The 24,482-nt window shown below is 49.9% G+C and carries 21 protein-coding genes and 1 pseudogene; 8 read left to right on the forward strand and 14 right to left on the reverse strand.

The annotated features are described in order from the left end of the window. Positions 1–78: 78 nt before the first annotated feature. The 9 genes and pseudogenes from AC3ZPD_RS16675 to sigK all read right to left on the reverse strand — a co-directional run bounded on the left by AC3ZPD_RS16675 (position 79) and on the right by sigK (position 7,668). Entirely contained in the window at positions 79–1,296 is a 1,218-nt protein-coding gene (locus tag AC3ZPD_RS16675) for a multidrug effflux MFS transporter (protein WP_490985421.1), read from the reverse strand. A 424-nt stretch (positions 1,297–1,720) separates the two neighbouring features. Beyond that, positions 1,721–1,849: pseudogene (locus AC3ZPD_RS16680) on the reverse strand (zinc ribbon domain-containing protein); the annotation flags it as partial. A 27-nt stretch (positions 1,850–1,876) separates the two neighbouring features. Further along, entirely contained in the window at positions 1,877–2,374 is a 498-nt protein-coding gene (locus AC3ZPD_RS16685) for a DinB family protein (RefSeq protein WP_490985538.1), read from the reverse strand. Positions 2,375–2,544: 170 nt separating this feature from the next. Next, the gene (locus AC3ZPD_RS16690) at positions 2,545–2,937 is read right to left on the reverse strand and encodes a YhfM domain-containing protein (protein WP_490985422.1); all 393 of its coding nucleotides are present in this window, start codon (positions 2,935–2,937) and stop codon (positions 2,545–2,547) included. 59 nt (positions 2,938–2,996) lie between these two features. Next, on the reverse strand, positions 2,997–3,479 hold the full coding sequence (locus AC3ZPD_RS16695) for a DUF2975 domain-containing protein (protein ID WP_490985423.1): 483 nt from the start codon (positions 3,477–3,479) through the stop codon (positions 2,997–2,999). Positions 3,480–3,817: 338 nt separating this feature from the next. Then, positions 3,818–4,411: a TetR/AcrR family transcriptional regulator gene (locus AC3ZPD_RS16700; RefSeq protein ID WP_490985424.1), complete on the reverse strand. Its 594-nt coding sequence runs from the start codon at positions 4,409–4,411 to the stop codon at positions 3,818–3,820. 589 nt (positions 4,412–5,000) lie between these two features. After that, on the reverse strand, positions 5,001–5,600 hold the full coding sequence (locus tag AC3ZPD_RS16705; RefSeq protein ID WP_490985425.1) for an NADPH-dependent F420 reductase: 600 nt from the start codon (positions 5,598–5,600) through the stop codon (positions 5,001–5,003). A gap of 76 nt (positions 5,601–5,676) precedes the next feature. Then, positions 5,677–6,411: an SDR family NAD(P)-dependent oxidoreductase gene (locus AC3ZPD_RS16710; RefSeq protein WP_490985426.1), complete on the reverse strand. Its 735-nt coding sequence runs from the start codon at positions 6,409–6,411 to the stop codon at positions 5,677–5,679. Between the two features lie 558 nt (positions 6,412–6,969). Beyond that, the gene (gene sigK, locus AC3ZPD_RS16715) at positions 6,970–7,668 is read right to left on the reverse strand and encodes an RNA polymerase sporulation sigma factor SigK (protein ID WP_068696941.1); all 699 of its coding nucleotides are present in this window, start codon (positions 7,666–7,668) and stop codon (positions 6,970–6,972) included. Positions 7,669–7,851: 183 nt separating this feature from the next. On the opposite strand from sigK, the gene shc reads away from it, so the two are divergent. The 3 genes from shc to AC3ZPD_RS16730 all read left to right on the forward strand — a co-directional run bounded on the left by shc (position 7,852) and on the right by AC3ZPD_RS16730 (position 10,923). Beyond that, on the forward strand, positions 7,852–9,765 hold the full coding sequence (gene shc / locus AC3ZPD_RS16720; RefSeq protein ID WP_490985427.1) for a squalene--hopene cyclase: 1,914 nt from the start codon (positions 7,852–7,854) through the stop codon (positions 9,763–9,765). 176 nt (positions 9,766–9,941) lie between these two features. Then, positions 9,942–10,367, forward strand: a complete 426-nt coding sequence (locus AC3ZPD_RS16725; protein ID WP_490985428.1) for a DUF4395 domain-containing protein — start codon at positions 9,942–9,944, stop codon at positions 10,365–10,367. A gap of 211 nt (positions 10,368–10,578) precedes the next feature. Beyond that, a complete protein-coding gene (locus AC3ZPD_RS16730; protein WP_490985429.1) occupies positions 10,579–10,923 on the forward strand; it encodes a Na-translocating system protein MpsC family protein in 345 nt (114 codons plus the stop codon). A gap of 241 nt (positions 10,924–11,164) precedes the next feature. Here AC3ZPD_RS16730 and fdhD read toward each other — a convergent pair whose 3' ends face one another. Then, on the reverse strand, positions 11,165–12,028 hold the full coding sequence (fdhD, locus tag AC3ZPD_RS16735; RefSeq protein ID WP_490985430.1) for a formate dehydrogenase accessory sulfurtransferase FdhD: 864 nt from the start codon (positions 12,026–12,028) through the stop codon (positions 11,165–11,167). Between the two features lie 61 nt (positions 12,029–12,089). Beyond that, positions 12,090–13,100 carry a GTP 3',8-cyclase MoaA gene (gene moaA / locus AC3ZPD_RS16740; RefSeq protein ID WP_490985431.1) on the reverse strand — a complete coding sequence of 337 codons (1,011 nt, stop codon included), beginning with the start codon at positions 13,098–13,100 and terminating at the stop codon, positions 12,090–12,092. 538 nt (positions 13,101–13,638) lie between these two features. On the opposite strand from moaA, the gene fdhF reads away from it, so the two are divergent. Together fdhF and AC3ZPD_RS16750 are read left to right on the forward strand one after the other, a co-directional pair. After that, positions 13,639–16,620: a formate dehydrogenase subunit alpha gene (gene fdhF / locus AC3ZPD_RS16745; RefSeq protein ID WP_490985432.1), complete on the forward strand. Its 2,982-nt coding sequence runs from the start codon at positions 13,639–13,641 to the stop codon at positions 16,618–16,620. Continuing rightward, positions 16,595–17,113: a helical membrane plugin domain-containing protein gene (locus tag AC3ZPD_RS16750; protein WP_490985433.1), complete on the forward strand. Its 519-nt coding sequence runs from the start codon at positions 16,595–16,597 to the stop codon at positions 17,111–17,113. The genes fdhF and AC3ZPD_RS16750 overlap by 26 nt, the downstream gene beginning before the upstream one ends. Before the next feature lie 116 nt (positions 17,114–17,229). Here the strand turns inward: AC3ZPD_RS16750 and AC3ZPD_RS16755 are convergent, their stop codons facing one another. Next, the gene (locus AC3ZPD_RS16755; RefSeq protein ID WP_490985539.1) at positions 17,230–18,336 is read right to left on the reverse strand and encodes a YeiH family protein; all 1,107 of its coding nucleotides are present in this window, start codon (positions 18,334–18,336) and stop codon (positions 17,230–17,232) included. Between the two features lie 252 nt (positions 18,337–18,588). Between AC3ZPD_RS16755 and AC3ZPD_RS16760 the strand changes: the two genes are divergently transcribed. From AC3ZPD_RS16760 to AC3ZPD_RS16770, 3 genes are read left to right on the forward strand one after another with little or no spacing between them, the layout of a single operon-like run. After that, on the forward strand, positions 18,589–19,545 hold the full coding sequence (locus AC3ZPD_RS16760; RefSeq protein WP_490985434.1) for a LysR family transcriptional regulator: 957 nt from the start codon (positions 18,589–18,591) through the stop codon (positions 19,543–19,545). Beyond that, complete coding sequence (locus AC3ZPD_RS16765) at positions 19,487–20,050, forward strand: winged helix-turn-helix domain-containing protein (protein ID WP_490985435.1); 564 nt, start codon at positions 19,487–19,489, stop codon at positions 20,048–20,050. The genes AC3ZPD_RS16760 and AC3ZPD_RS16765 overlap by 59 nt, the downstream gene beginning before the upstream one ends. Positions 20,051–20,070: 20 nt before the next feature. Then, complete coding sequence (locus tag AC3ZPD_RS16770) at positions 20,071–20,799, forward strand: hypothetical protein (protein ID WP_490985436.1); 729 nt, start codon at positions 20,071–20,073, stop codon at positions 20,797–20,799. 447 nt (positions 20,800–21,246) lie between these two features. Here the strand turns inward: AC3ZPD_RS16770 and AC3ZPD_RS16775 are convergent, their stop codons facing one another. Beyond that, the gene (locus tag AC3ZPD_RS16775; protein ID WP_490985437.1) at positions 21,247–21,645 is read right to left on the reverse strand and encodes a phosphoribosylaminoimidazole synthetase; all 399 of its coding nucleotides are present in this window, start codon (positions 21,643–21,645) and stop codon (positions 21,247–21,249) included. A 12-nt stretch (positions 21,646–21,657) separates the two neighbouring features. After that, complete coding sequence (locus tag AC3ZPD_RS16780; RefSeq protein ID WP_490985438.1) at positions 21,658–24,468, reverse strand: RHS repeat domain-containing protein; 2,811 nt, start codon at positions 24,466–24,468, stop codon at positions 21,658–21,660. Between the last annotated feature and the right edge of the window lie 14 nt (positions 24,469–24,482).

A 24,482-nucleotide genomic window follows, 5' to 3' on the forward strand; every position in this document is an offset into this window, starting at 1 on the left:
TTCTACACTCCTTTAAGGGTGGCTTTGCCCTGCCGGATGTTTCTATCGCTTTAAACCCGATCTGCTCTGAAATCAGAATCAGTGCGTGTTTACGGGCGACACTTCACGCGGAGCTCTTCTGACCAGTCCGAAATAAGCCAGCATCGCAGCCGTGCTCGTCACCAAAATAATGACGCCCAGCGGAACGGCGGTGTCTTCACCCGCGATCCCCACCAAAGGAGCGACCACTGCACCCAGCAGGAAAGGGATCACCCCTAGCAGCGCCGCAGCGCTTCCAGCCATATTGGCCTGGCTCTCCATTGCAAGCGGAAATGCGGCCGTAGAGGTAATGCCAATCGAACATACAAAGAAAAACAGCGGGATCACCAAAGCGAACAGCGGGCCATGGACTAACGCTACCACTAAAACGGCCACGCTTGCAAATAAAGCCACCCATAAGCCAAACAATAAGAATGTCTGTTCAGATATGCGATTTGCCATACGTCCCACCAGCTGCGAGCCTATAATCAAGCTAATGCCGTTCGATCCGAACAGCAAGGCGAAAACGGCAGGCGTAACCCCATAAATATCTTGATAGATAAAAGGGGTGCCTGATACATAAGCAAAAACCCCGGCAATCATAATTCCCTGTGCCAGCATATAGCCGACAAACTTGCGATCGCGTAAAAGCAGCCCGTAACTTCGGATTTGATTCATAAGGTTAGGAGTCTCGCGGCGCTCAACCGGGAGCGTCTCCTTTAAACGCCATTTGGTCATCGCCAACAAGTACGTTCCCAGCACGGCCAGTACGATAAACACACCCATCCATGTCGTAAAGGAAAGAATACCGCTGCCTGCAATCGGCGCAGCAAGAGGTCCCAAGTTCCCTACAAGCAACAGCAATGAGAAAAATTTAGTGAGTTCATGACCGCTGTAAAGGTCGCGGGCGATCGCTCGAGAGATTACAATCCCTGCGGAAGCGGCAAATCCTTGGGCAAACCGAAACAGGATTAACAATCCGATATTAGGTGCAAACGAGCATGCTAACGAGGAGATGACATAAATAGCCATCGAAATAAGCAAAGGATTTCTCCGGCCGTAAACATCGCTCAGAGAGCCCATAACGAGCTGACCGATACCTAATCCAAGCAAACAAGCCGTCAAGCTGAACTGCACCAGAGAGGCATTTGTATTAAAATGCTCAGCAATTTGAGGAAATGCCGGCAAATACATATCAATAGTAAAAGGACCCAACGTCGAAAATAAACCCAGCAGCAAAGCCAAGCCAAAAACATTCCAATTCTGATTTGTTCTCATTATAAAAGTAATCTCCAGTTCCTAGTATGGTTTCTATTTTTAAAATCTATTAAATCCACTCATGCTAAAATATTCATTTTTTCCAGACCCTGCCCGCCTGTTTAATCTTTGTTATTTTCCTCCTATCTATTCCTAGCCGCAGCTTATCCTTTGTATTAGTACGTTTTAGTTGAAGTATAGGCCATAGAGTTAACTGTAAGTCAAGAATTATTGTTAAAAATTTATTCAATTCACTTCCGCATAGTCAGGGTTTAATTGAAAAAAACTCAGGATTCACACGTTATTCCGGACGTTTGCACAACAAAAACAGCCGGGCATTTTTGCCGGCTGCTTCGTATGCTGATCGAACTATTTTTTCCGTCCGTGGAATAATCTGCCTCTTGAGCTGAGCTGTAAAAAGCGCCTTCGCTTGTATCCGGTTGACTCAACCGAAGATCAAATCAAGAATATTCGACCCCGCCGAAGACTGCTTGTTATAAAATTCGGAGTAACCGCAATCCGCACAGTAGACGACACTAAACTGATTGTGCTGGATATCGAACATTTTGGAAAGCCTGTGGTTTCACGCGCTGCTTCTTCGTTAAATGCCCTTCTCATCGGCAGTGGGACCGTACATCCCCGGCAATGGAATATCGAGCAAACGCAAATAGACCCCGAGCTGCGCCCGGTGGTGGATCATGTGGCTTAATCCGAATGTGCGAAACGCAAGAGCCCGCGGTTGGCTTAGAATAACATGGTCGCCGTTTCGCAGGGTCCATTCCGCGGCAAGCCCATCCTCCTCGCATTCGTCCAGCAGTTTTTCAAGCTTAGCGACATTAGCGTCAAATTCCTCCAGCACCTCTTCGCGTGTTGCCAAAGCTTCCCTTTTCATCGGAACGGTTGAAAGATCAAGTTCGGAGGAAAGAAAAATGGCGACTTGCCAGTTCAGCAGATTTACCAGGTGTGTAGTTAAGCTACCCAATGTCATCGATTTTGAGTGCGGCTTCCACGACATATGTTCATTAGGCAAGTTCTCCAAAATACGGCGGGTATTCGCCAGTTCGTGTCTGGCATCTCCAAGGATTAACTGTTTCACTATCGGTTGCCTCGCTTCCTTATTAGAAATTATATCCGCATAAAATGATATCCGCTTTTATATTAACACATATTGGAAGATTTTTGGGACAAAAAGAGAGGCACCACGCCCGCCAGGTAGGCAATAAAAATCTACGACGGCTGTAAAATAGCTCATCCCCAGTTTTATGTTTTTCACCTCTCTTTTAACAGATCGGCAAGCTTTTCCGATGGCTTATCCCTTAAGTCCAGCATCCTTTCGCTGTTGCTATTTTTGATCAGGAAACCATTTTTGGTTTCAAAATCCATATAGAGGCTGTATCCGACCGCCTTGGAATCAGCGTAAGTAACCGTCATCCGATAAGTTGGCGGGCCCACATCAATAGCTCCGCGTACTTTTTTTACGGTTCTTATAGCCTCTTCGAAGATTTGAATGCTTTTTGAGTCAGTCTCATTGTAGGTGTAAGTGATTCCCGTTGCCTCGGATACAAGGCTGATCTTGACGATTTCTTGCTTCGGTCTGACCAGTACAAAAATAATAACCAGCAAAATCATCAGCGGAAATAACAGGATGCTAATTTTTTTCATATACGGCCTCCTTGCTAAGGAAAGAGCGAGACTAACCGGTATTAACCGGCAGGAGTCACTCAAATCGTTAAATCATTTTCTGATTTTATTTGAATAACTTTTTGTAAAAGTCTTTGGAGAACCGCAGTAAAAACGGCGATCACCATAGAAGCGAAAATAATGGCCGATGCCATGGGCATAAAACTTGGAGGATCGATTTTCTTCGCAAGGAGATAGTAGAGCGGCACACCTAACAGGTACAAGATACTGATGCCGGCGGCACAGTATTTTATATTCTTTAAAGCCTTGACGGATGATTCCGCAAACGCCTGGTTCTTCTCCATATAGCTTAAAAGCTTAAATGCCTGATACAACGCAAAATAAAAAGGCACCGCTGCCGCGTACATATCAAATAAAACAAGAGGTTTCATATAAGCCATATCCGGATACAATCCTCTTGCAAAACTCCCGATCTTGGGCACTAAAAATAGGCACAAAGCAAGAACTGCGATTCCAATCAGCAAGACAGCCATCTTCAAAAAGAGTGTTGTTCCCCGTTTCATAAAGCGCACCTCACCCATTGAATTATAAAATTGACTTTAGCAGAAAATTTATCGTTTTACAATAAATTAGTGTTGTTTTTCATCGAATTCATAACTTATTGAATCAATCTGATCACACAAAAAAATGGCCATAGGTTTTTAGCCTACAACCACTTTGTAAAGTGTAACATTATAACATGAGACATACAGCTTCATGAGCGCCCTTTTCTCAATCCTTGTGATACATAACTCCGGCTTATCCCAAGCTCCTTCGCGAATTCGCGCTGCGGCGCTCTTCCCCGCCATGCTCCAGGCCAAACCGGCCTTTAATAATCTCTTACTCGCGTTCACTGAGGATATCAAGGCGTCTCTGGCTCATTTGCATCGTTTGCTGTATCTTGTGGATCTCTGATCCAGAAGGTGCTCGCGATAATATTAAAGAGGTGATCGGCCCGTGGCGCGAATGAAGGTTGGCCGACAAGCCAGCCGAGTGCCGATATCAGGGCGAACAAGTCGTCCCCATTCATATCGGCGCGCGCCGTTCCCTCGGTCTGAGCACGGAGCAATAGTCGCTCGCCTGCTGAGTGCACCGCTGCGCATGTAGCGTAAAGCGCAGAGTCCGGGTCCGCGTGGGCGCTCGCCATCAAGGCGACAACGCCGCTATAGCTTTGGAGAAAAGCCACTTGTTCGCGAACCCAAGACACGAGCGCTTCGTCAGGTGGTTTCGACGTTTCGAGTTCGCCTGCCTTCTGCGTCAGTGCCTCCAGATTCGTACGCAGCAACGCTTCGAACAAGGCTTCCCGTGTCGGGAAATGACGAAGCAAAGTGGCCAACCCGACGTCGGCCCGGCGGGCTATATCTCGCATGGACGCATCGACACCATGCTCGGCGACGACGTCACGCGCGACTGCAAGTAGATGATTGTAATTTTTTCTGGCGTCGGCTCGCATCATGTTTCACCTCACTCAAATAGAAAGCTTACTGTCACGATTAGGCGTTGGTATCAAAGGGAACGGATCTCAATTGTTCTTCTAAGCAGTATTGATCAATTACTCGTTGCCGGATGCGGCCTCTGATTTCTCCCAGCCAAGCGAAATTGAACGTTAGTATTGCTTACGTAACATTATCCCTTAAAAATACCGAAGGCTAGCATGATCATTATATCAAATTCAATCTTCCTCGTCAGTATCATACCATCCGGGCCGCGACGGTGCAGACCACGACCGAAGCTCCATCGTTTTGGCGTTCAAACCGTCCATACGCGAGCTCCGCAGCGCCTTCGCCATCGCACAGCCGCAAACGCTGGCGAAAGAGGCGAGGGTCGAGCGCCTTCGCCCGACCCTCACGCCCGACCAGGTGCGCAAGGCAAGAGTGCCGAGCCCGTCAGCTCCCCGAGCTGGAAGGCGTCAGACAGACCCACAAGCGCGCACGCACCAGATGATCGGCAAGCGTCTGCCTATCGGCGTCGTCTTTGCTTCAATCAAATTGTGGCTGCCCGTATCCACAAGACATGATCGCATCGAAATTTGCGATCACGATTCATCAGTCGAACTTGACCAAATCCTTAAAGATCAGTTGACCCCAGCTCTTTCCGCGCGCCTGCACAAGCAGTCCGCCTTCCGAAAGCCCGCCAAGTTTGATCGGCGCGAAACCGAGATTTTCCGCAAGAGCACCAATCTCCGCTGCTGCGCCGTCATCGTCGCTCGCCAGGAACACGACTCTCCTGCCGCCATGAACGGTCGGATCTTGGTCAAGGACGGCAGCCACCAAATGGTTGAAGCCCTTGACCAGTCGTCCACCCGTGAAGGCCTGCGCGACGAACTTGGAAGAAGGCAGTCCTCCCAGTTCCTCAGAGGGCACGCCGTAGGCATTGGTCACATCGACGATGGTCTTCCCCTGCCAAGTCGGGAGCACCTTCGCAACATCCGGGTGAGACTCGAAACGGACAGCCAAAAAGATGATGTCTGCCTTGACGGCGTCCGCCAATTTTTTAGGAATAATCTCTGGTCCGATCGCAGACGCAGCGGATGCAAAGCTTTCCGGGTCGCGAGTGGTTGCAACGGATACTTCGATGCCGCTTCGGGCAAACGTCCTAGCAAGGGCCTGGCCGATCTGGCCGAAGCCAATAATTGCGTAGCTCATATGTTCTCCTCCTTTGGGTTACCACGCCCGGCAGTCTCCGAATATCGAATGGAGTGACCGGCCTGGGCGTAGCGCGTCAGATTTGCGCCAGGCCGCCGTCGACGGCGACCTCGCTGGCGGTCATGAAGCTGCTGTCCGATGATGCGAGAAATGCGGCCACCGCCCCGATCTCCGACGGATCAGCCATGCGCTGGAGCGGAGTCATCGAGGCGAAGACTTTTTGACCCTCCTCGCCTAGCGATTCCTTCGCGAGTTCGGTTGCCGTTGCTCCGGGCGACAGCACGTTTACCCGGATGCCGGTGCCCTTCAGGTCCTCCGCCCAGGTCCGCGCGAGATTGCGCACGGCCGCCTTGCTCGCGCTGTAAGCGCTCATTGCCGGGGCGCCCGTGGTGCCGGCGCTTGATCCCGTAAGGATGATCGAACCGCCCTGGCCCATCAGCGGTAGCGCCTTCTGTACCGTGAAGATCGAACCCTTCACATTGGTGTCGAAGACTTCGTCAATGTGCTCAGCGGTGATCTCGCCAAGCGGAAGTTGGCTTCCCGCCCCGGCATTGGCGAAGACGATGTCGAGAGTTCCGCGCTCGAACTTCACCGCCGCGTAGAGTCGGTCGAGGTCGGCCGGATCGGAGACCGAGCCCTTCACCGCGCGGGCATTGGGCCCAAGGTCGGCCACAGCGGCGTCGAGTGCTTCCTGCCTGCGACCGAAGAGGAAGACGAAGGCGCCCTCCTCGATGAAGCGCTTTGCTGCGGCGCGGCCTATGCCGGTAGCGCCCCCCGTGATGACTGCAACCTTACCTTCAAGCTTTCCCATGAATTTTCACCCTTTCGTTATGTTGGACAGCATCTCTGGCCCATCTGCACAGCTTGCTGTACCTTATGGAATTCACTGATCCAGCTACCGATTATCATAACCGGATCAGTGATTCAATTGTAGTGGATCAGTGATCCACTTGTCAAGGCCCCCTGCGAGCCGACGCCAGAAAAAAATTACAGTCATCTACTTGCGGTAGCGCGTGACGTCGTCGCCGGGCATCGTGTCGAGGCGTCTATGCGAGATACCGCCCAAGCTGGAGGGAGCTGAACCGCCTAAATGAAATATGAAAAGCCACCTTCGATTTTAATGTCAAAGGTGGCTTTTCATGCCGATTTGTTACTGCTATACGTACACAAATTTAAACTCAGCGGATTCATCAATTCCCCTTGATATGATCCTCGTTAATAAATCGACCGATCCCCGGATCATACCAACGAGCACGGAGGTACTTTACTTTCACATATTTTATAAATTAAAAATTCATGAGCCCCTGTCTACTGAACAGGGCCACTACTTCTCACACCAATTAGAATTATAATTGACACTCCCATTCCTTTATTTCTTCTTATAAAACTCATGATACAACTTCATTAGCGCCCGTTTCTCAATCCGCGATACATAACTCCGGCTTATCCCAAGTTCCTTGGCGATTTCGCGCTGCGTGCGCTCTTCCCCGCCATGCTCCAGACCAAACCGGCCTTTAATAACCTCTTGCTCTCTTTCATCGAGAATATCAAGATTCTGATAGATTTTACTTTTCTCCATTTTCAGTTCCACATGGTCCGCGACGTCGTCGTTGTCGCTGCCGAGGATATCTATCAAAGTAATTTCATTACCTTCCTTATCCGTTCCAATTGGATCGTGCAGTGACACATCCTTACGGGTTTTCTTTAGCGATCTCAGGTGCATGAGGATTTCGTTTTCAATACAACGCGCGGCAAACGTGGCCAGCTTCGTGCCTTTGCCGAGCCGGTAGCTTTCTATCGCTTTAATGAGGCCGATCGTTCCGATGGAGATCAGATCCTCCAGGTCTTCGCCGGTGTTGTCGAATTTCTTGACGATATGGGCAACAAGCCTTAAATTGTGCTCGATCAACAGGTTACGGCTGACGGGATCCCCTTCGGCCATGCGCTGCAGATGCAGGGTTTCCTCCGCTTCCGTTAACGGCTGGGGAAACGCGTTATTTTTGACGTAAGAGACAAGCAGGGTGAGCTGTTTAATAAACAAGGCAATCGCACTGAACAGTCCGGGCAAGGATGACACCTCCTGAAGAAATGTGCATTTGTCTGCGGTCTGTTCATTGTATGTGGGCGGGGGCCCACTCGTGCCTGTACGGGGAAAAAGAACTTTACTATTCGTATTTACACATCCCCCGCCTCATTTCCGCCAACTTCCGCACATATAATGGTGAAAAATGACCGGGAGGTACCCAGGCAGATGGACCAAGTCTTGAAGACGGCAACCGAGGCTATAAACCGGATGATTGAGGAGCTTGTTGAGCAGCAGCGGCCAGATGGAACGTGGCGGTTTTGTTTTGAAAATGGCACCGTTATCGACGCGCTCTCCCTCATCCTCTTCCGGAGTCTGGAGCTCGATAACGAAACGCTGATCCGGGAGCTGCACGACCGCATCCTGGCCGCGCAGCAGCCGGACGGCTGCTGGAGATGGTATGCCGATGAGACGGAAGGAAACCTGGCCGCTTCGATTGAAGCTTATTTCGCCCTGCTCTACTCCGGATACAGCAGCAAAACGGACGAACCCCTGGAGCGGGCCAAACGGTATATTTTATCCAGAGGAGGAGCCGGGGAGTCTTCCAGCATCCTGACCAAAACCTTACTTTCCGTGACCGGGCAGCAAAAGTGGCCCCTTTCCGTCAAATCCATTCCACTTGAGGTGCTGCTTCTCCCGCCTTCTTTTCCGATCAGTATATTTGATTTCTCCGGTTATTCCCGGATGCATCTGATCCCGCTGCTGATTATGGCGGACCGCGATTTTTCGATTCAAACGCCGCAAATGACCGATCTTGGCGATCTCTATGCCAGACGGATAGCCGATAACGAAAAACCTCCCGAAGAACACCGCAAGCTGATTGACCACATTACATCCGGACTGAGCAAGCTGGCCGCTCCCGGCCGCCATTTGCACGAAGCTGCCACGGAAAAAGCCAAACAGTTCATGCTGACGCGGATTGAGGCGGACGGAACGTTATACAGTTATGCCAGTTCTACTATCTTAATGATTTGGGCATTGCTGGCCTTAGGAGTCGATAAACGGGACCCGCTCATTGCCCGTGCCGTGGACGGGATCACTGCCATGCGCTGCACGGCCGATGACGGCCATACGACCCTGCAGAACTCGCCTTCCGACGTATGGGATACCGCTTTGCTGGCTTATGCCCTGCAGGAGGCGGGGTTACCGGCGAGCCACACAGCTATCAGAAGCGCCGCCGAATACCTCCGCTCCAAGCAGCATCACAAGCTGGCCGACTGGAGCGTTCATAACCCGAACCCCGTTCCCGGGGGCTGGGGATTTTCCGAAAATAACAGCATCATCCCTGATGTGGACGATACCACCGCCGCTTTGCGGGCAATCCGCCAGTTGGCCCGGACAGACGAGGCCTTCCGCGATCCCTGGAACCGCGGCCTGAACTGGGTCATTTCGATGCAGAATAAAGACGGGGGCTGGCCCGCTTTTGAGAAAAACACGAATAAAGAGATGCTCACCTGGCTCGCCATCGAAGGCGCCAAAGCCGCGGCAACCGATCCTTCCGAAGCCGACCTTACCGGGCGAACGCTGGAATATTTCGGCCATTTTGCCGGACTGACCCTCAAACACCCGTTTATCAAGCGGGGCGCGGATTGGCTGATCGAACATCAGGAGCAAGACGGCTCTTGGTACGGAAGGTGGGGCGTCTGTTACCTCTACGGCACTTGGGCCGCGTTGACCGGACTTGCAGCCGTGGGTCTCCCCGCTGAGCATGACACGGTAAAAAAAGCCGCCCGCTGGCTGCTGGATAACCAGAACTCGGACGGAGGCTGGGGCGAATCCTGCCGGAGCGATGTGGTGAAACATTATGTCCCTCTAGGAAAAAGCACCCCCTCGCAAACCGCCTGGGCCCTGGACGCTTTAATTGCCGTTTCGCCCCGTCCCACGCCCGAAATTGACAAGGGCATCCTTCGATTGGCCGATTTTGCAGGTTCTGCAGGTTCGAACTCAATCCATAACGATCCCCTGCTTTCTTATCCGACAGGCGCCGGGCTTCCCGGCAATTTTTACACCAACTATCACAGCTACAGGCATATTTGGCCCCTGCTGACCTTCAGTCATTACCGGAAAAAGTACCCCATATAAAGGTCCGCCCGGATCCCGAGCCCTAGATTTATGGGTCAAAAATCTAAATTGACTTCCCGATAAACACATGCTAAGTTCTATTTATAATTAATTTACTAGGAATAATCGGTTATAAACCTGAAATAGGCCCATAGGATCCACAAAACAGGTTAATTCCTTTGAAAAGAGGTGTCCAAATGAACGAAATCCCGCTTCCGCTCATTAAAGCCAATCAATCCGGCATCGTGTTGTTCGTGCTTTTATCCTTAATATTTCAGCAGCCGTTTTGGATCTATCTGGTCTTTCTGGTGCAGCTGCTTCCCGTGCTGCTCGGGCCGAAAACCAACCTGTTTATTCTGGCGGTGAAGCCTTTTCTCAGCCCAAAAAAGCTGAAAAATTCCGAAACCCAAGCGGCAGAGCTGGCACGTTTTAATCAAACCATAGCCGTAACCCTGCTTGGCCTTGCTGCCGTCTTTTATTTGTTCGGATGGAATGTGCCTGCGTACATCGCTTCCGCTTTGGTGGGCGCAGCCGCAACTGCCGCCGTCCTGGGTTACTGCATCGGCTGTACGGTTTATTTTCAATACAAAAAATGGAAGCTGCTGCGCTCCCGCGCCCACTAATCCATCCTCCGGCCCCATCTGCCCATCTGAAGAAGAAACGCCAGCAAGCCGCACCGGTCAAATCACACTGACACGGGGCGGCTTGCATTTAGTTATTGACCCGAAAATTCTCTCTTATGCTCTCCCCGATTCTTCCGAAAGCGTCCTCATTTTTACAGCTTGTATGGTATAATAAAATCCCGAAATCATTTTAAGTCGAAGGGATGCTCCCATGAAGAAAGAAACCGGCTTTAACGAACTGGTCCGCAAGGTTCGGAAAGAATTGTTCGGGAAAGGTCCCGAACGCATTCATACTTCTTTTATAGATAATCTGGCCATCAGCATGCTTTACGGCAATCTGACGCAAACCGAGAAGTTTTTTGCGATGGAACCAAACGGCAAACAGATGGTCAAGGACGCCAGAACCAACATGATTCAAAAAGTGTATCCGACCAAATTTCAGCCCGAAATCGAAGAATACATGAACAACAAGCTGCTTCACCTGTTTACAGATATCGACGTCGAGAAGGACGTGGCCGTTTCCGTCTTTGTTTTTGAGGATAAGATTACGGTCTAAACAGCAGGGATAGACTGCATTCCTATTAGGCCTGACAGGCCCCCAATGCTCATAATGATTTATCCGTTTGTGCCGAGTGCCAAATTTTCCAGTCTTTCATCGAAGCGGCCGGAGAAGTTCTGGATCCCCGGGAGAAAGAACCCCTTTAGCTTTTGCATGCGTCTTAAAAAACACAAAAAAGCCGCCGGAAAAGCGGCTTAAAGCCTGCCCGCTGCGGCAGCTTTTTTAGCTTGTCAGCTTCTTACCCTCTCTCGCATGATTCCTGAACGCCTTGAGGGTTCCACTCTTTTTCCGCCGGGTCCCCGAAAGCTCCGTCGCCGATCCGCTCCGGATGCGTATAAATATTTAGCGAATCCCCGCGGATAAACCCAACGGTCGTGATCCCCAGGTCTTCCGCCAGCTCCAGGGCCAGCTCGGTCGGCGCCGATTTGGACAGAACTACCGCGCAGCCGATTTTGGATACCTTAAGCAAAATTTCCGACGAAATCCGTCCGCTGAACACGATAACTTTGTCCTTCAGGGAGATATCATTTTTCAGGCAGTAGCCGTAAATTTTATCTAAAGCATTGTGGCGGCCGATGTCCATGCGAGATAACACGATCCCGTTTTTGTCGCATAAAGCGGCATTATGGACGCCGCCGGTCTGCTGAAACGTTTCCGCCGAGTGCTGCATCAAATCCATCAGCCGGAAGCAATCCTCAAAGCTTAAATGCACGCTGGCGTCCGCCGTCGGTTTGGCCATTTTGGCATCGTTCATGAAATAAAACCCCTGCCGGCTTTTGCCGCAGCAGGACGTAATGTACCGTTTGGAGTGGAAATGCTGATAAAAAGCGTTCAGCTTGTCGGTTTTGATATGAACATACCCTTCCCGCTCCTGAAACCATAGCTCGTCAATATCCGAATATGCCTTAATCACACCTTCGGAAGCGAGAAAGCCAACAACCATGTCCTCCACATACTCCGGCGTACAAACCATCGTGGCGAATTCCTCTTTGTTGATCTTGATGGTGACCGGATATTCCGTCACGACCTGATCTTCGATCTCCAGAATCTCACCGTTTTGATAACGGTTGACTTTGCGGCGTACTTCAACCGGTTTGCCCATAACGTTCCCCCTGTCCCCGAATTCATTCCAATCGGCCTTTATCGTAAAAGGTTAACCCCGATCAGCCTCCGATATGCGACATTTCAACCTTCGGCAAATCCGAGGTCTGATGACGTCTTTCCTCTGAATAGCGGTCCTTCCGGCCCTGCCAGATGTCGGAAAGATAAGCCTGAATATCCTCATCCGTCCGTCCGGATCTTAATTGCTCCCGCAGGTCGTATCCTTTTGAAGCAAACAAGCAGGTATACAAGGTGCCTTCCGCCGAAATTCTCGCCCTTGTGCAGGTGGAGCAAAACGCATCGCTGACCGACGAAATGACGCCCAGCTCCTGGCCTGTGTCTTTATAACGGAATTTGGAGGCTACCTCTCCTTTGTACAACGGCTCCGCCGGCTCTACGGGCATTTCCCCGTTAATGCGGTCAATGATCTCCTGTTTGGTGATCACGTCGTCGAGCCGCCAGCCGTTGGAGTTGCCGACATCCATAAACTCTATAAACCGCAAAATATGCTTGCGCTCCCGGAAGAAAGACGCCATCTCCAAAATCTCCTGATCGTTGACGCCCTTCTGGACAACCATGTTCACCTTGACCTGCAGCCCCGCTTCCGCCGCAGCCTCCATGCCGTCCAGCACGGCCTGCACGCCGCTTCTGTTTCCGTTCATATAACGGAAAGTTTCATCATGCAAAGAGTCCAGGCTGACGTTAACCCTGGCTACTCCGGCCTTTTTCAGCTGGGAAGCGAATTTCGGGAGCAGCACGCCGTTCGTGGTCAGCGCGATATCCGTAATCCCGGGAATGGGCTTCAGCATTTCAATCAGCATAGGCAGATCTTTGCGCAGCAAAGGTTCGCCGCCGGTTATTCGCAGCTTCGTGACGCCGAGGCCGGCAAACAGCGATGCAAGTCTTGTGATTTCTTCAAAGCTAAGTACTTTGTCTTTAGGCAAAAACGGATAATCCGGTCCGAAAATTTCGGCCGGCATACAGTAGCGGCAGCGGAAATTGCAGCGGTCCGTCACCGAAATTCTTAAGTCACGTAAGGGGCGGTTATAAACATCCTGAACGGGATTCCCCATCGTTTTCACCTCAATACGTATATTTATTAACCCTTTATTTAGAACGTTATTTGTTTATGAATTCCCAAATGGAGTTTATCTGGACTTTAACGCTAACCAGGGATTTTGTCAAAAATTAATTTAATCTTATTTTAAAATAGACGTAAAAAGACGCCTTTAAACCGCCTGATCCCATTTCGATGGATTCCCTCCTTACTGAGAATGGATTGAGAATCTTTGCCCCTCAGCCGTTCCGCCCGCATCCAAGCAAAAAGGTAAGGTAAACCCTTCTTCCCATGGTCAATTTTCGGTTGAAATCTATGACATTCCGCACTATAGTTAAATAATGTGATATAGCGTTTTGATCGTCGTCCGGTGCGTCCGTTTGGCGGTTAATAGCTATGGATAAAGGCATTTTGGCTATTATAAAGGCGATTGGCTATCAAGTTTTTTAGCTTGATTTCTATTCCACCGTGAATACATGCGTTGTTTTTGGACAAATGTATTTATAGTGGAATTTTTTTTTTGATTCATAGCCTAGCCGAGAGGAGTTTTGATCGTGACAGAAACTACATTTAAAATCACGATGGACGACAAGGAGTATGAAGTCCGTAAAGGGCAAACCATCCTCGAAGCCATCAACGAAAACGGCATTCAGCATCCGCAAGTCTGCTACGTGCCTGAAGTGGATCCGATCCGTACCTGCGATACCTGTATCGTAGAGGTTAACGGGCAGCTGATGCGTTCCTGCTCGACCATGGCCGAAGAAGGCATGAGCATCCAGCTCACCTCCGCACCGGCCAAAGAAGCCCAGGTCGAAGCGATGGACCGGCTGCTGGAAAACCACATGCTGTACTGCACCGTGTGCGACAACAACAACGGCAACTGCCGGGTGCACAATACGGTCGAGTTCATGGAGATTGAACACCAGAAGTATCCTTTTAAACCTAAGGGCGGAGCCCAGGCTGTGGACATGTCCCATCCTTTTTACCGCTATGATCCTAATCAATGTATTGCCTGCGGACAATGCGTGGAGGTCTGCCAAAACCTCCAGGTCAACGAAACCCTGTCCATCGATTGGGAAGCCGAACGCCCTCGCGTCATTTGGGATGACGGCAAAGCCATCAACGATTCCTCCTGCGTCAGCTGCGGCCACTGCGTAACCGTATGCCCTTGCAACGCTTTGATGGAGAAATCCATGCTCGGCGAAGCCGGCTTCATGACCGGACTCAAAGAAGATGTGCTTGACCCTATGATTCATTTGATCAAAGAAGTGGAGCCGGGCTACGGCGGTATTTTTGCAGTGTCCGAAGTCGAAGCTTCCATGCGTGAAACCCGCACCAAAAAGACCAAAACCGTCTGCACGTTCTGCGGCGTAGGCTGTACCTTCGAGGTTTGGACCAAAGGTCGTAAAATCCTTAAAGTCCAGCCGACCTCCGAAGGTCCGGTCAACGGCATTTCCACCTGCGTTAAAGGGAAATTCGGCTGGGATTTCGTCAACAGCGGCGAACGTCTGACCACTCCGCTGATCCGCCAAGGCGACGAATTCGTGGAGGCCTCCTGGGATGAGGCGCTGAGCCTTGTAGCCAGCAAACTGGGCGGCATCAAGGAAACTTATGGCCCTGAAGCGCTTGGTTTCATTGCTTCCTCCAAATATACGAACGAAGAAAACTATCTGATGCAGAAGCTGGCCCGCCAGATCTTCCAGACCAACAACGTGGACAACTGCTCGCGGTACTGCCAGTCTCCGGCTTCGTGGGGTCTGCAGCAAACCACAGGCATCGGCGGCGACACCGGAACCATCAAAGACCTCGCTGCAGCAGGTCTGGTGATTCTGGTCGGCTGTTCTCCGGCCGAAGGCCACCCTGTACTCGCTACGCGGATCAAACGCGCGCACAAGCTGCATGGTCAAAAGCTGATTGCCGTCGACCTGCGCAAACACGAAATGGCCGAACGCGCCGATTTGTTCATCCGTCCGAACCAGGGCACCGATTATGTGTGGCTGACTGCGGTTGCCAAATACATGATCGATCAGAACTGGCACAAACCGGAGTTCATCGAGAAACACGTTAACTTCTATCCGGAGTTTTTGGAGCTGATTCAGAAATATACGCTGGAGTTTGCTGAACAAGTAACCGGCATTCCAAAGGAAACGCTGATCCAGATCGCCGAAATGATCCGCGACGCCGACGGCACCTGCATCTGCTGGGGCATGGGCGTTACGCAAAACATCGGCGGTTCCTACACGTCCACGGCGATTGCGAACCTGCTGCTCGTAACCGGCAACTTCATGCGTCCGGGCGCCGGCGCTTATCCTCTGCGCGGCCATAACAACGTGCAGGGTGCAGCCGATATGGGCACAATGCCGAATATTTTCCCAGGCTACCAGCCTGTAACCGACGACAGCATCCGCGCGAAATTCGAGAAGGCTTACGGCGTAAAACTGCCAGCTGAACCGGGTCTCGACAACATCCTGATGCTGGAAGCGATCAACAACGACAAAATCAAAGGCATGTATGTATCCGGCGAAGAAATGGCCTGGGTCGACTCCGACTCCAACCATACCCAGGAAATGCTGGCCAAAGTGGACTTCCTGGTTGTGCAGGACGTGTTCCTGAGCAAAACGGCCGAGTTCGCGGACGTCATTCTGCCGGCTGTGCCTTCGCTGGAAAAAGACGGAACGTTCACCAACACGGAACGCCGTGTGCAGCGTCTCTATAAGGCCTTGGAACCGATCGAAGACGCCAAGCCGGACTGGTGGATCTTCTGCCAGCTCGCCAAAAAAATGGGCTTCGACTGGAACTACAGTCATCCAAGCGAAATTTTCGACGAAATGGCTTCCCTGACGCCTTTCTTCGCGCAGTGTGACTATGACGTGCTTGAGGGCTGGGGCAGCTTCAACTGGGGTTCGCCGGACGGCAGCAATACGCCGCTTCTGTACCTGGACGGCTTCAACTTCCCGGATAAAAAAGCCCGGTTTGCCTTGTTCGACTATGTGCCGCCTAAAGAGCTTCCGCCGGAATATGACCTGTTCCTGGACAACGGACGTTTGCTGGAGCAGTTCCATGAAGGCAACCTGACCGATAAATCGCATGGCATTCATCTGAAGCTGCCTAACGTATTTGTGGAGATTTCTCCGGAGCTCGCGGAAGAACGCGGAGTCAAGGACGGTTCTCTTGTCCGTCTGGAATCCCCTTACGGGGCAATCCGCATCCACGCCGTCGTGACGGAACGGATGCACGGCAAAACCGTTTACGTGCCTATGCACTCAAACAGCCACGAGAGCGCCGTTAACCTGCTGACCGGCGGTGCCGTGGACGTGCAAACCCATACGCCGGCCTACAAGCAGATGAAGATCCGGATGACCGTGCTGGAGAAGGAAGGCAACAATCCGCTGCCGCTGACGAACCCGCGTTACAAGAAACGTTTCCCGCAGCATGGCGTTGAAGTGCAGCGGAAATGGAACCGGCCCGGCTTTGTTTCTCTAGTGGATCAGGAGAAAGGAGACTCCCCTCATGGCGAAGCCCATTACATTCATTAATAAGAAGGTATTGACGGAGGAAGAGCAAAAGCAGCAGAAGCTGCAGAAGCTTGCGGACGAAATGGCCGAAAGCAGCGACGCGCTCCAAAATACGCTGTCGATCATGAAAGAGCTGAACGACATCGGCATTTTGGAGGCTGCCCAGTCCATGCTGAAGGCCAAAGAGGAAATCACCAAAATCCTCCTTTCCCAGGTAACTCGGGAACCGGTGACCAACGCCATCAACAACCTGATGGGCGCGGCCGGCGCTTTGACCGAAATGGACCCGGCGACAACCGCCAAGCTGATGAAGAGCCTTTCGAACGGCATGGAGTCCGGTGAGGAATTTTTGCATAACCAGAAGAAGATCGGCCTGATGGATTTGATGCGGGTGCTTAAAGACCCTGACGTCAACCGCGCCGTCGGCTTCGGCATTCATTTCCTTAAAGGGCTAGGCCAGGGACTGGCCGAACGCAAGAATGACGACGAGGAGTTTATCTCCAAGGAAAAATAAGAAAAGGAAATAAGAAAGAAAACCAGATAAAAGCCCTCTTTAAACGGATGCAGCATCCATTGAAGAGGGCTTCTATTTGTTATGGCCGATTTTTATGACCATTTTATTCTAATTCATCAAACCATTAAATACGCCAGGCCGGACAGCATAACCGATACGACAACCATAATCAGCAGCGGGCGCATCGCTTTGCTTCTGACATCCTTCAGACTCACGTTCAGCCCAAGTCCGATCATCGCCATGCTTAGCATAAACGAAGTCAGGAAAGATATGTCATTCAGCAGCGGCTCCGGAACCGTAATCGATTTGCCGAGCACATAGCTGCCGAACAAACTCATCAGGATAAAACCGATCAGGAACCAGGGAAACTCGATTTTTGAAGCGGCTTTCGCAGCTGGTTCCTGCGCCGTCCCCGTCCCCTCTCCGCTTCCCGTTTCTCCACCCACATAAGGTTCGCCTGCTCTCGCTGCTGGTTTCTTGCTATTTTGGCGGTTCATCCAAAAGAGCAAAATAAAGCTGAGCGGCACCAGCAGGAATACCCGGCCCAGCTTGGCCAGCAGGGCAATCGCCAGACCGTCCGCTCCGGCGGGAGCGCCGGCTAAGGCGACATGGGCGATCTCATGCAGGCTAGTACCGGCCCATGTGCCGTATTGCTCCGGCGTAAAGGGCAGAAACGGCCGGATCACCGTATAAGCAATGGCAAACAGCGTGCCCACCAAAGCGATGAGGCCAGCCCCGATGGCGGTATCCTCTTCCTTAGCCTTTACGATCGGGGAAACGGCGGCAATGGCTGCCGCCCCGCAGACGCCGGTGCCGATGCCCAGCAGAAGCGAAAGCGATAGATCGGCCTTCAGCCATTTGGCCAGAAGCAGGGTCGCGGCAATCGCAAAAACAATCGTGACAACGTCACGGGCAAGCAAACCCAAACCCTGGTGCAGCACGACGTCCATATTCAGCTTCAGGCCAAATAAAATGATGGCGAAACGCAGAAGTTTTTTCGAGGCAAACTGGATCCCGGGGCGAAGCGCCTCCGGATATCCGGCAAACTGCCGGTAAAGGACGGCGAGCAGGATAGCGCAGGCCAAGGCGCCGACATGATCCAATCCGGGCAGCTTGCCCAGATAATAACTGATCAAGGCTATAATAAACGTAAAAGCAACGCCCCCGCACCAGCGGAGCCAGCCGGACGTTTTGCCCAATGCCGACTTCGGGCTTTGCCCCATTTGCTCCTGCGATATGGGCTGTGAGCCGAGCATTGCCTTAGATACTTCTTTTGGTACTTCCTTGTATTGCATGCTTGAATTTGTGTTCTTATTCATGTCTAATCCCCCCAGCTCCTTCTTGGTACATGGTTCATGTTATGCTTGAAGATTTAATAAGTAAAATAAGTTATAATTATTATTATAATAATATTTAACTTATGATTTTGACGGATATCACGAACATCAAAATGAGAAAGCTGAGGGGCCCATTAAATGGAACAATCCTTGCAAGTCTTCATTACCGTTGCCGAGCAGCGGAATTTTACCCGGGCAGCCGAACTGCTGCATATGACGCAGCCGGCCGTCAGCAGCCATATCCAGTCGCTTGAGCGAAACTTGGGCGCACGTCTGCTCGACCGGACGAACAAATACGTTCAGTTGAACAAGGCCGGAGAAATCGTCTATCACCATGCGAAAGAGATTCTGAACCTTTACACCCGTATGGGAAATCTGCTCGACGATCTCCACCACACCGCCAGCGGACCGCTGACCATTGGAGCCAGCTATACATTTGGCGAATACATCTTGCCGCATGTGTTAACCAGGCTGCGCGAGCAGTACCCGAAAGTATCCCCAAGCATTACAATTGCCAACTCGAAAGATATTCTGGACCTGACCTCGCGCAGACAGCTGGACATCGGGATCGTGGAAGGCGAACTTACAGCGAAAGAGCTGACAGGAATCAGCGCTGATTCTTTTGCAGAAGACCTGATGTTTATCACCGCTTCCCCCCGCCACCCGGCAGCAGGTCAACCGGAGACCACGGCCGCCGATTTGGCGGAGCATACGTGGATCGTGCGCGAAGAAGGCTCCGGAACCCGACAAATGCAGGAAAAAGCACTTGAGCAGTTTGGCTTCCAGCCGGCCCATCTGCTCGTCATCGGCAGTACGCAGGCGATCAAGGAAGCCGTCGATGCCGGCCTTGGCCTCACCCTGCTCTCTCGCTGGACGCTGCGCAAGGAATTAGAATCCGGTTCCCTAAAGCTGCTGCAGTTGGAAGGCTTTCCGCTTAAACGCCAGTTCTCGCTAATTATGCCGGAAAGCCAGTTCCGGACGAAAGCAACGGAGCTGCTGGCGGATATGATTCGGGAAGGAGTGGGATTTCCAGAAGATGCTGGAACCGGATTATATCATACTGGATATCATGCTCCTGGACATCGACGGCGTTGATCTCTGCCGAAAGATCAGGGAGACAAACAATGTCCCGATCATGATCCTAAGCGCAAGAGGAAGCGATACCGATAAAGTGCTGGGATTCGGCTTCGGAGCGGACGACTATATGACCAAGCCCTTCTCCATTACGGAGCTGCTGGCGCGTATTAACGCTCACTTCCGCAGATATGAAAGCGTCAATACGATACATCAAGATCCAGATACGCTGCGTTTCGGGAACCTTGAAATAAATAAAAAAGCTTACATCACCACGGTAAACGGTAAAGAAGTATCCTTGTCTGCAAAAGAATTTGAACTGCTTTATCATTTAGCCGCTCATAAAAACTATGTATTCTCCAAATCTCAATTGCTAGATGCGGTCTGGGGCTATGCCAACTATGGAGATGAGAATACCGTGACCGTGTATATCAGGCGGCTGCGGGAGAAACTTGAAGCCGACCCATCAAATCCTGCCTATCTCAAAACCGTATGGGGCGTAGGCTATAAATTCAGCGCAAACTAACCGACAGGAGGCAAAGCGATATGTCTTTAAGAGTCCGGACCCATCAATCGCTGACCCTTGCGTTGCTGCTGCTTGCCGGTTTGCTAGGGAGCAGTTTATATTGGCTTTCATACAGCCTTTCAGGTGGCAAAGAGGCTCCTCCGCAAACTGTGATTCAGCAGGTGCGACTGGCGATTAACCCACTGTTGCTCTATTTGGAACAACATCATGACGACATCGGAACGGCAGAAACCCAAACCGAATTAAACTATTTAGCGACCCAGCGCAAGATTGGCCTAGCCTATATTCAATTGGATGGAACTATAAGCTTTCGTTCGGCAGCCCTCTCGCCCATCGATCAAGACAATGTCAACCGATTTCTACGCTACGATATGTACTCAGGTCAACAGGCTGGCGGGTTATTCCAGATCGCTTTTCCCGTCTTGGACAAAAACTCTCAGTATCAGGTCGGAAAAGTCGTGTATTTCCTGCCGGAAGCCCAGGTTTTTCCTGTTCAATCGCATGTCCGTCCTGTTTATTCCTTCGTGATCATCGCTTTTATTATCCTCTGCCTCGCTTTGCTTCTCCTCTTTATGAAACGGACAATCCGGCTTCATTTGATAACACCGATCCTTCAGTTGAAGCTTAATACCGAAGCCATCCTGAAGGGGAATTATGAACAACAACCGACCTATACCGGCTTGAATGAAGTGGACCCTTTTTATGTGCGCCCCCTCCCGAATTTTTTGATGAATTTCGGGCTTAATTAGAGGGCAGGTGGCTAGCCATTAACACATGACCTTCCCGTTGTAGAATGTTCAGTTGCGTCCTGACATTATAAAAGTCGGGCTATCCCTCTGATTAGTTGCGATGACTTTTCAGTAGGTTGCCTTCTCAGTGTCTATATCGAGATAGGGTATTGTTCGGTTGCGATGGATTTTGGAAATAACCGCAGAAAACGAAGCTAACAAAAAACAGGTCAATCATGGTGGTAACTGACCATAATCGACCTGTTCGATGTATCGGTATAGCGTTATTTAGGTTACAAATTCAAGCATGGAGTAGTTGATGTGCGTACGAACGATTTCATGAAATCATTATACGGGTATTACATGGGTTAGGTATGTTGTTGGTTGAATGATGGGTTCATTCAGCACTGGGTATCCCCGCCAAAGAAAAGCGGCTCTCTCCATCAGAAGAAGGCCGCTTGAAACTTGTTATTCATTAAATTCGTCTATCTCTTTCTTTCGCTTCAAAAAAATCCATACTGCTTCATCTTCGCGCTCAATAAGGTCATCGTGATGTGAATCAATAGCTACAAGTTCTTTGTAGCCCCAAATAGCACTGATACTGCTTTCATTCCCGAAAAATTGATAATACCACTCTAAGGGAAGTAACATATCTGTTACCTCAAATAATTCGGCAGGATACCAAGAAGGGAGGTTTTCAAAAGTCCCAAGCAACAAGTAACTCAATACCCCTTTATAGAGATGTTGTCCGTAGACAGTATATTGTTCACCAATCTTTACTGAGTATCTAGTTTGGTCAGAATTCCCTAGTTCCATTGTTTTTTTTGATAGTTTATCGCCTGTATTGGCAATACACCTGACTTTCATAGTATCACCTCGTTATTTAATCTTAAAATCATCTAATTCTCCAGTTTTAGTATTATACGTATAGTGTACCTCAACACCGTTGACGTTTTGAGCTTTTTTGACCCACCCTTCATCAGCAGGCCATCTTGGGTCAGTGTTTTTCCCTTCCAACGTCTTGCCTGCGGCAGGGTTCGACATAGATTCTTCCACTGCAAGCTGTTCTTTAAGATTGGTAGGTTGATGGCCTCCCTTTGACTGTCCCCTTCCTGCAACTGTAGGAGTCTTAACTTCTCCCGCACCCTTAACAAAATTGCGCGCAGCATTGTTGGCTTCCCACATGCTTCCCACACCAAACATACCGCTACCGGCCGCTTCAAGCAAATACTGCATATTCCAATCGCTATAGGCTTCCAATAATTGCCCCTCAGCCCAACTCGCATTGCCAGAATTATTTCCATACGGGCTTGTTTGGGTCAATAAGCCATACAGATATTTAAACTGGTTGTTATTCTCGTCGTCAAATACCGGTGCAAAAATAACACCAAAGTGGGCTCGGAACAACCAATAGTCCTCTTGTGAAGTAGAGCTCACAGTTTTCATTGCGAACTCTAATTCGTATTTTACCTCTGCCAGGTCGCCGGATAAATAATAGTGCCCACTCGGATCCACAAAACCGAGCGGATTATTCCCCACATACGTATACAAATTTAAACTCAGCGGGTTGTCGAGCTGTCCTTCATACGTATCCTTTGAAATAAACCTCGCCGTACTTGGATCATACCATCTGGCCTGGAGATACTGAAGTTTGGTTGTTCCATCCCAATACTCCCCGGAATAACGGAAAGGATTCGAAACCGTTTCTTCCTCGGTTATCGGGTTCCCCCAAATATCATAGCTATAGCTATTTAACACTTTCCCATTGCTGTCTGTCAGACCAACAACATCCCCATGGCCGTTAAACTGATAATACTGAACCGCTCCGCTCGTTTGCTCTACACGACACTGTAAATGGCCTGATAAGTCATATAGATATATAAATTTAACCTCAGGTGTTCCACTGCTTACATCTGCTTCGGCAATTAGTTTGGCTTGCTGGTCGTAGTAGTAACGGGTAACCTTATCGTCTTCCTTCCGCTCATACAGCAAACCGTCCCCTGTATAGGTGTAGCTGACCATCTTGCCATCTTCACCTTTAACTTCAGTCAGCCGGTTCAGACTATCAAAGGTATAATCAGTACGGGTCAAGCCTTTAGCGCTTTGCCCCGCAACACTCATCAAATTCCCACGCGAGTCGTAACTGTAGGTTTTATTTTGTTCTCCAGCCGACTCGGTTTGTATCCGATTCAGTGAATCATACGTAAAGCTGTCATTGCTGCCGTTTTGCATGCGGATAATCACATTCTTATTGTTATCGTACTGATAATTAAATTGATAAGCGGCCATTCCCCCGGTTTCACCAGGGTCGCCAGCAGCATTTGCCGCTTGCTTCATTCCTGCAGTTTGAGTCTGCATTTGCAAGGCGACTTCATTTCCAGCAGTCATGCCTGTCAGGTTATATCCTTCATATTCAAAGGACGCTCCTAAACCGCTTGCGGACTTCTGGCTGCTTAGCAAGCCATTACGCTGATAATCAAAAGTAATTTGATCTAATACTCCGTTAGAAAGTGAGTTCGTTTTACCAACGCTTTGAGGGGCCCTACCACTGGAAATATCCATTGTTTTAACCCGATTCATTTCGTCCAAAGTAAACTGAGCACCCGCTGAAGCTCCATTTGCTCCGGTGAAGGTATAGCCGGACAACATTTGATTATTATAGTTATAATTGATTTTTGTACCGTCAGAATAGGATACTGAAGTTAATGAGCCATCTGCCGAATTGTAATCATAATGGGTCTGACCTGTTGAATCCGTCATTGAAGTGGTCCGTCCCATCGGATCATACGTATACTTTACCTGATTTTCCGCAGCGCTGATGTTGGTTAACAGATTATCATCATTATATTGATACTCCGTAACTTGTCCTGATGCATCCATTAGTTGGGCTAAGTTGCCGCGGGAGTCGTAATTGAAAATTTTCGTTCTTCGATCCTGATCGATTTGTCTAATCAGATTTCCCAATTCATCATATTCTTTTTCCACCGTGGTACCGTCAGGGTATTCAATTTCGGTTAAATTCCCAGCCAAGCTGTAATTGTACTTCGTTATCTTTTGCTCAGGGTCCGTAAGTGAAGTCGTACGTCCCAATGCATCGTAAGCATAAGTCGTTGTTTTGTTATTTCCATCTATTTTGGCAACTGCATTACCCGCCAAATCATACGTAGTTTGTTCCAAGGGGGCATATGTCCCGCCTTTTTCCTCTTCAATTGCAAGTACATTGCCCATCAGATCCATTTTTTTACGCTGCTTGATACCAGCTGGATCAACATAAGTAGTTGTTCGGTTTACTAAATCGTACAAAGTTTGTGATTTTGATCCGTCAGCGTAAACCGTTGAATTTAACAGGCCGAACCCATCATATTGGTGTATCTCTTTGGTTACATTGAATTTGGAGATAAAAGAATCGTAGTTGGCTTGCCCGGCTTTCAAGGCAGAATAAATTTGATATAAGGAATATCCTTTTGCCAGTTCACCGTCAAGCCAAGCTTGAGTGACATTGAAATCATGGAGTAATCCAGAGAGGGTTATAATTTGCTGGTTTCCCAGCTGTTCGTTGCTAACAAAAGGAGAAATAGAATTCTTTGTTGCCTCTGCCGAAGCAGGGACAGAGTTTAATATTCCTCCAAGCAGAAGTGTGACACTTAAAGTGCAGCTCCATATTTTCTTAGATAGAGTGTTCGACATCATCTTCACCTCGATTA

It is taken from the genome of Paenibacillus mobilis (assembly GCF_058267595.1).

Coding starts and splice junctions, on each gene's coding strand:
- AC3ZPD_RS16730 (WP_490985429.1), top strand. CDS start 10,579: ATGAAGAAAGAAACCGGCTTTAACGAACTGGTCCGCAAGGTTCGGAAA.
- AC3ZPD_RS16780 (WP_490985438.1), bottom strand. CDS start 24,468: ATGATGTCGAACACTCTATCTAAGAAAATATGGAGCTGCACTTTAAGT.
- AC3ZPD_RS16690 (WP_490985422.1), bottom strand. CDS start 2,937: ATGAAAAAAATTAGCATCCTGTTATTTCCGCTGATGATTTTGCTGGTT.
- AC3ZPD_RS16775 (WP_490985437.1), bottom strand. CDS start 21,645: ATGAAAGTCAGGTGTATTGCCAATACAGGCGATAAACTATCAAAAAAA.
- AC3ZPD_RS16705 (WP_490985425.1), bottom strand. CDS start 5,600: ATGAGCTACGCAATTATTGGCTTCGGCCAGATCGGCCAGGCCCTTGCT.
- AC3ZPD_RS16755 (WP_490985539.1), bottom strand. CDS start 18,336: ATGGGGCAAAGCCCGAAGTCGGCATTGGGCAAAACGTCCGGCTGGCTC.
- fdhD (WP_490985430.1), bottom strand. CDS start 12,028: ATGGGCAAACCGGTTGAAGTACGCCGCAAAGTCAACCGTTATCAAAAC.
- AC3ZPD_RS16675 (WP_490985421.1), bottom strand. CDS start 1,296: ATGAGAACAAATCAGAATTGGAATGTTTTTGGCTTGGCTTTGCTGCTG.
- AC3ZPD_RS16770 (WP_490985436.1), top strand. CDS start 20,071: ATGTCTTTAAGAGTCCGGACCCATCAATCGCTGACCCTTGCGTTGCTG.
- AC3ZPD_RS16765 (WP_490985435.1), top strand. CDS start 19,487: ATGCTGGAACCGGATTATATCATACTGGATATCATGCTCCTGGACATC.
- AC3ZPD_RS16760 (WP_490985434.1), top strand. CDS start 18,589: ATGGAACAATCCTTGCAAGTCTTCATTACCGTTGCCGAGCAGCGGAAT.
- moaA (WP_490985431.1), bottom strand. CDS start 13,100: ATGGGGAATCCCGTTCAGGATGTTTATAACCGCCCCTTACGTGACTTA.
- AC3ZPD_RS16750 (WP_490985433.1), top strand. CDS start 16,595: ATGGCGAAGCCCATTACATTCATTAATAAGAAGGTATTGACGGAGGAA.
- AC3ZPD_RS16695 (WP_490985423.1), bottom strand. CDS start 3,479: ATGAAACGGGGAACAACACTCTTTTTGAAGATGGCTGTCTTGCTGATT.
- shc (WP_490985427.1), top strand. CDS start 7,852: ATGGACCAAGTCTTGAAGACGGCAACCGAGGCTATAAACCGGATGATT.
- AC3ZPD_RS16710 (WP_490985426.1), bottom strand. CDS start 6,411: ATGGGAAAGCTTGAAGGTAAGGTTGCAGTCATCACGGGGGGCGCTACC.
- AC3ZPD_RS16725 (WP_490985428.1), top strand. CDS start 9,942: ATGAACGAAATCCCGCTTCCGCTCATTAAAGCCAATCAATCCGGCATC.
- AC3ZPD_RS16700 (WP_490985424.1), bottom strand. CDS start 4,411: ATGATGCGAGCCGACGCCAGAAAAAATTACAATCATCTACTTGCAGTC.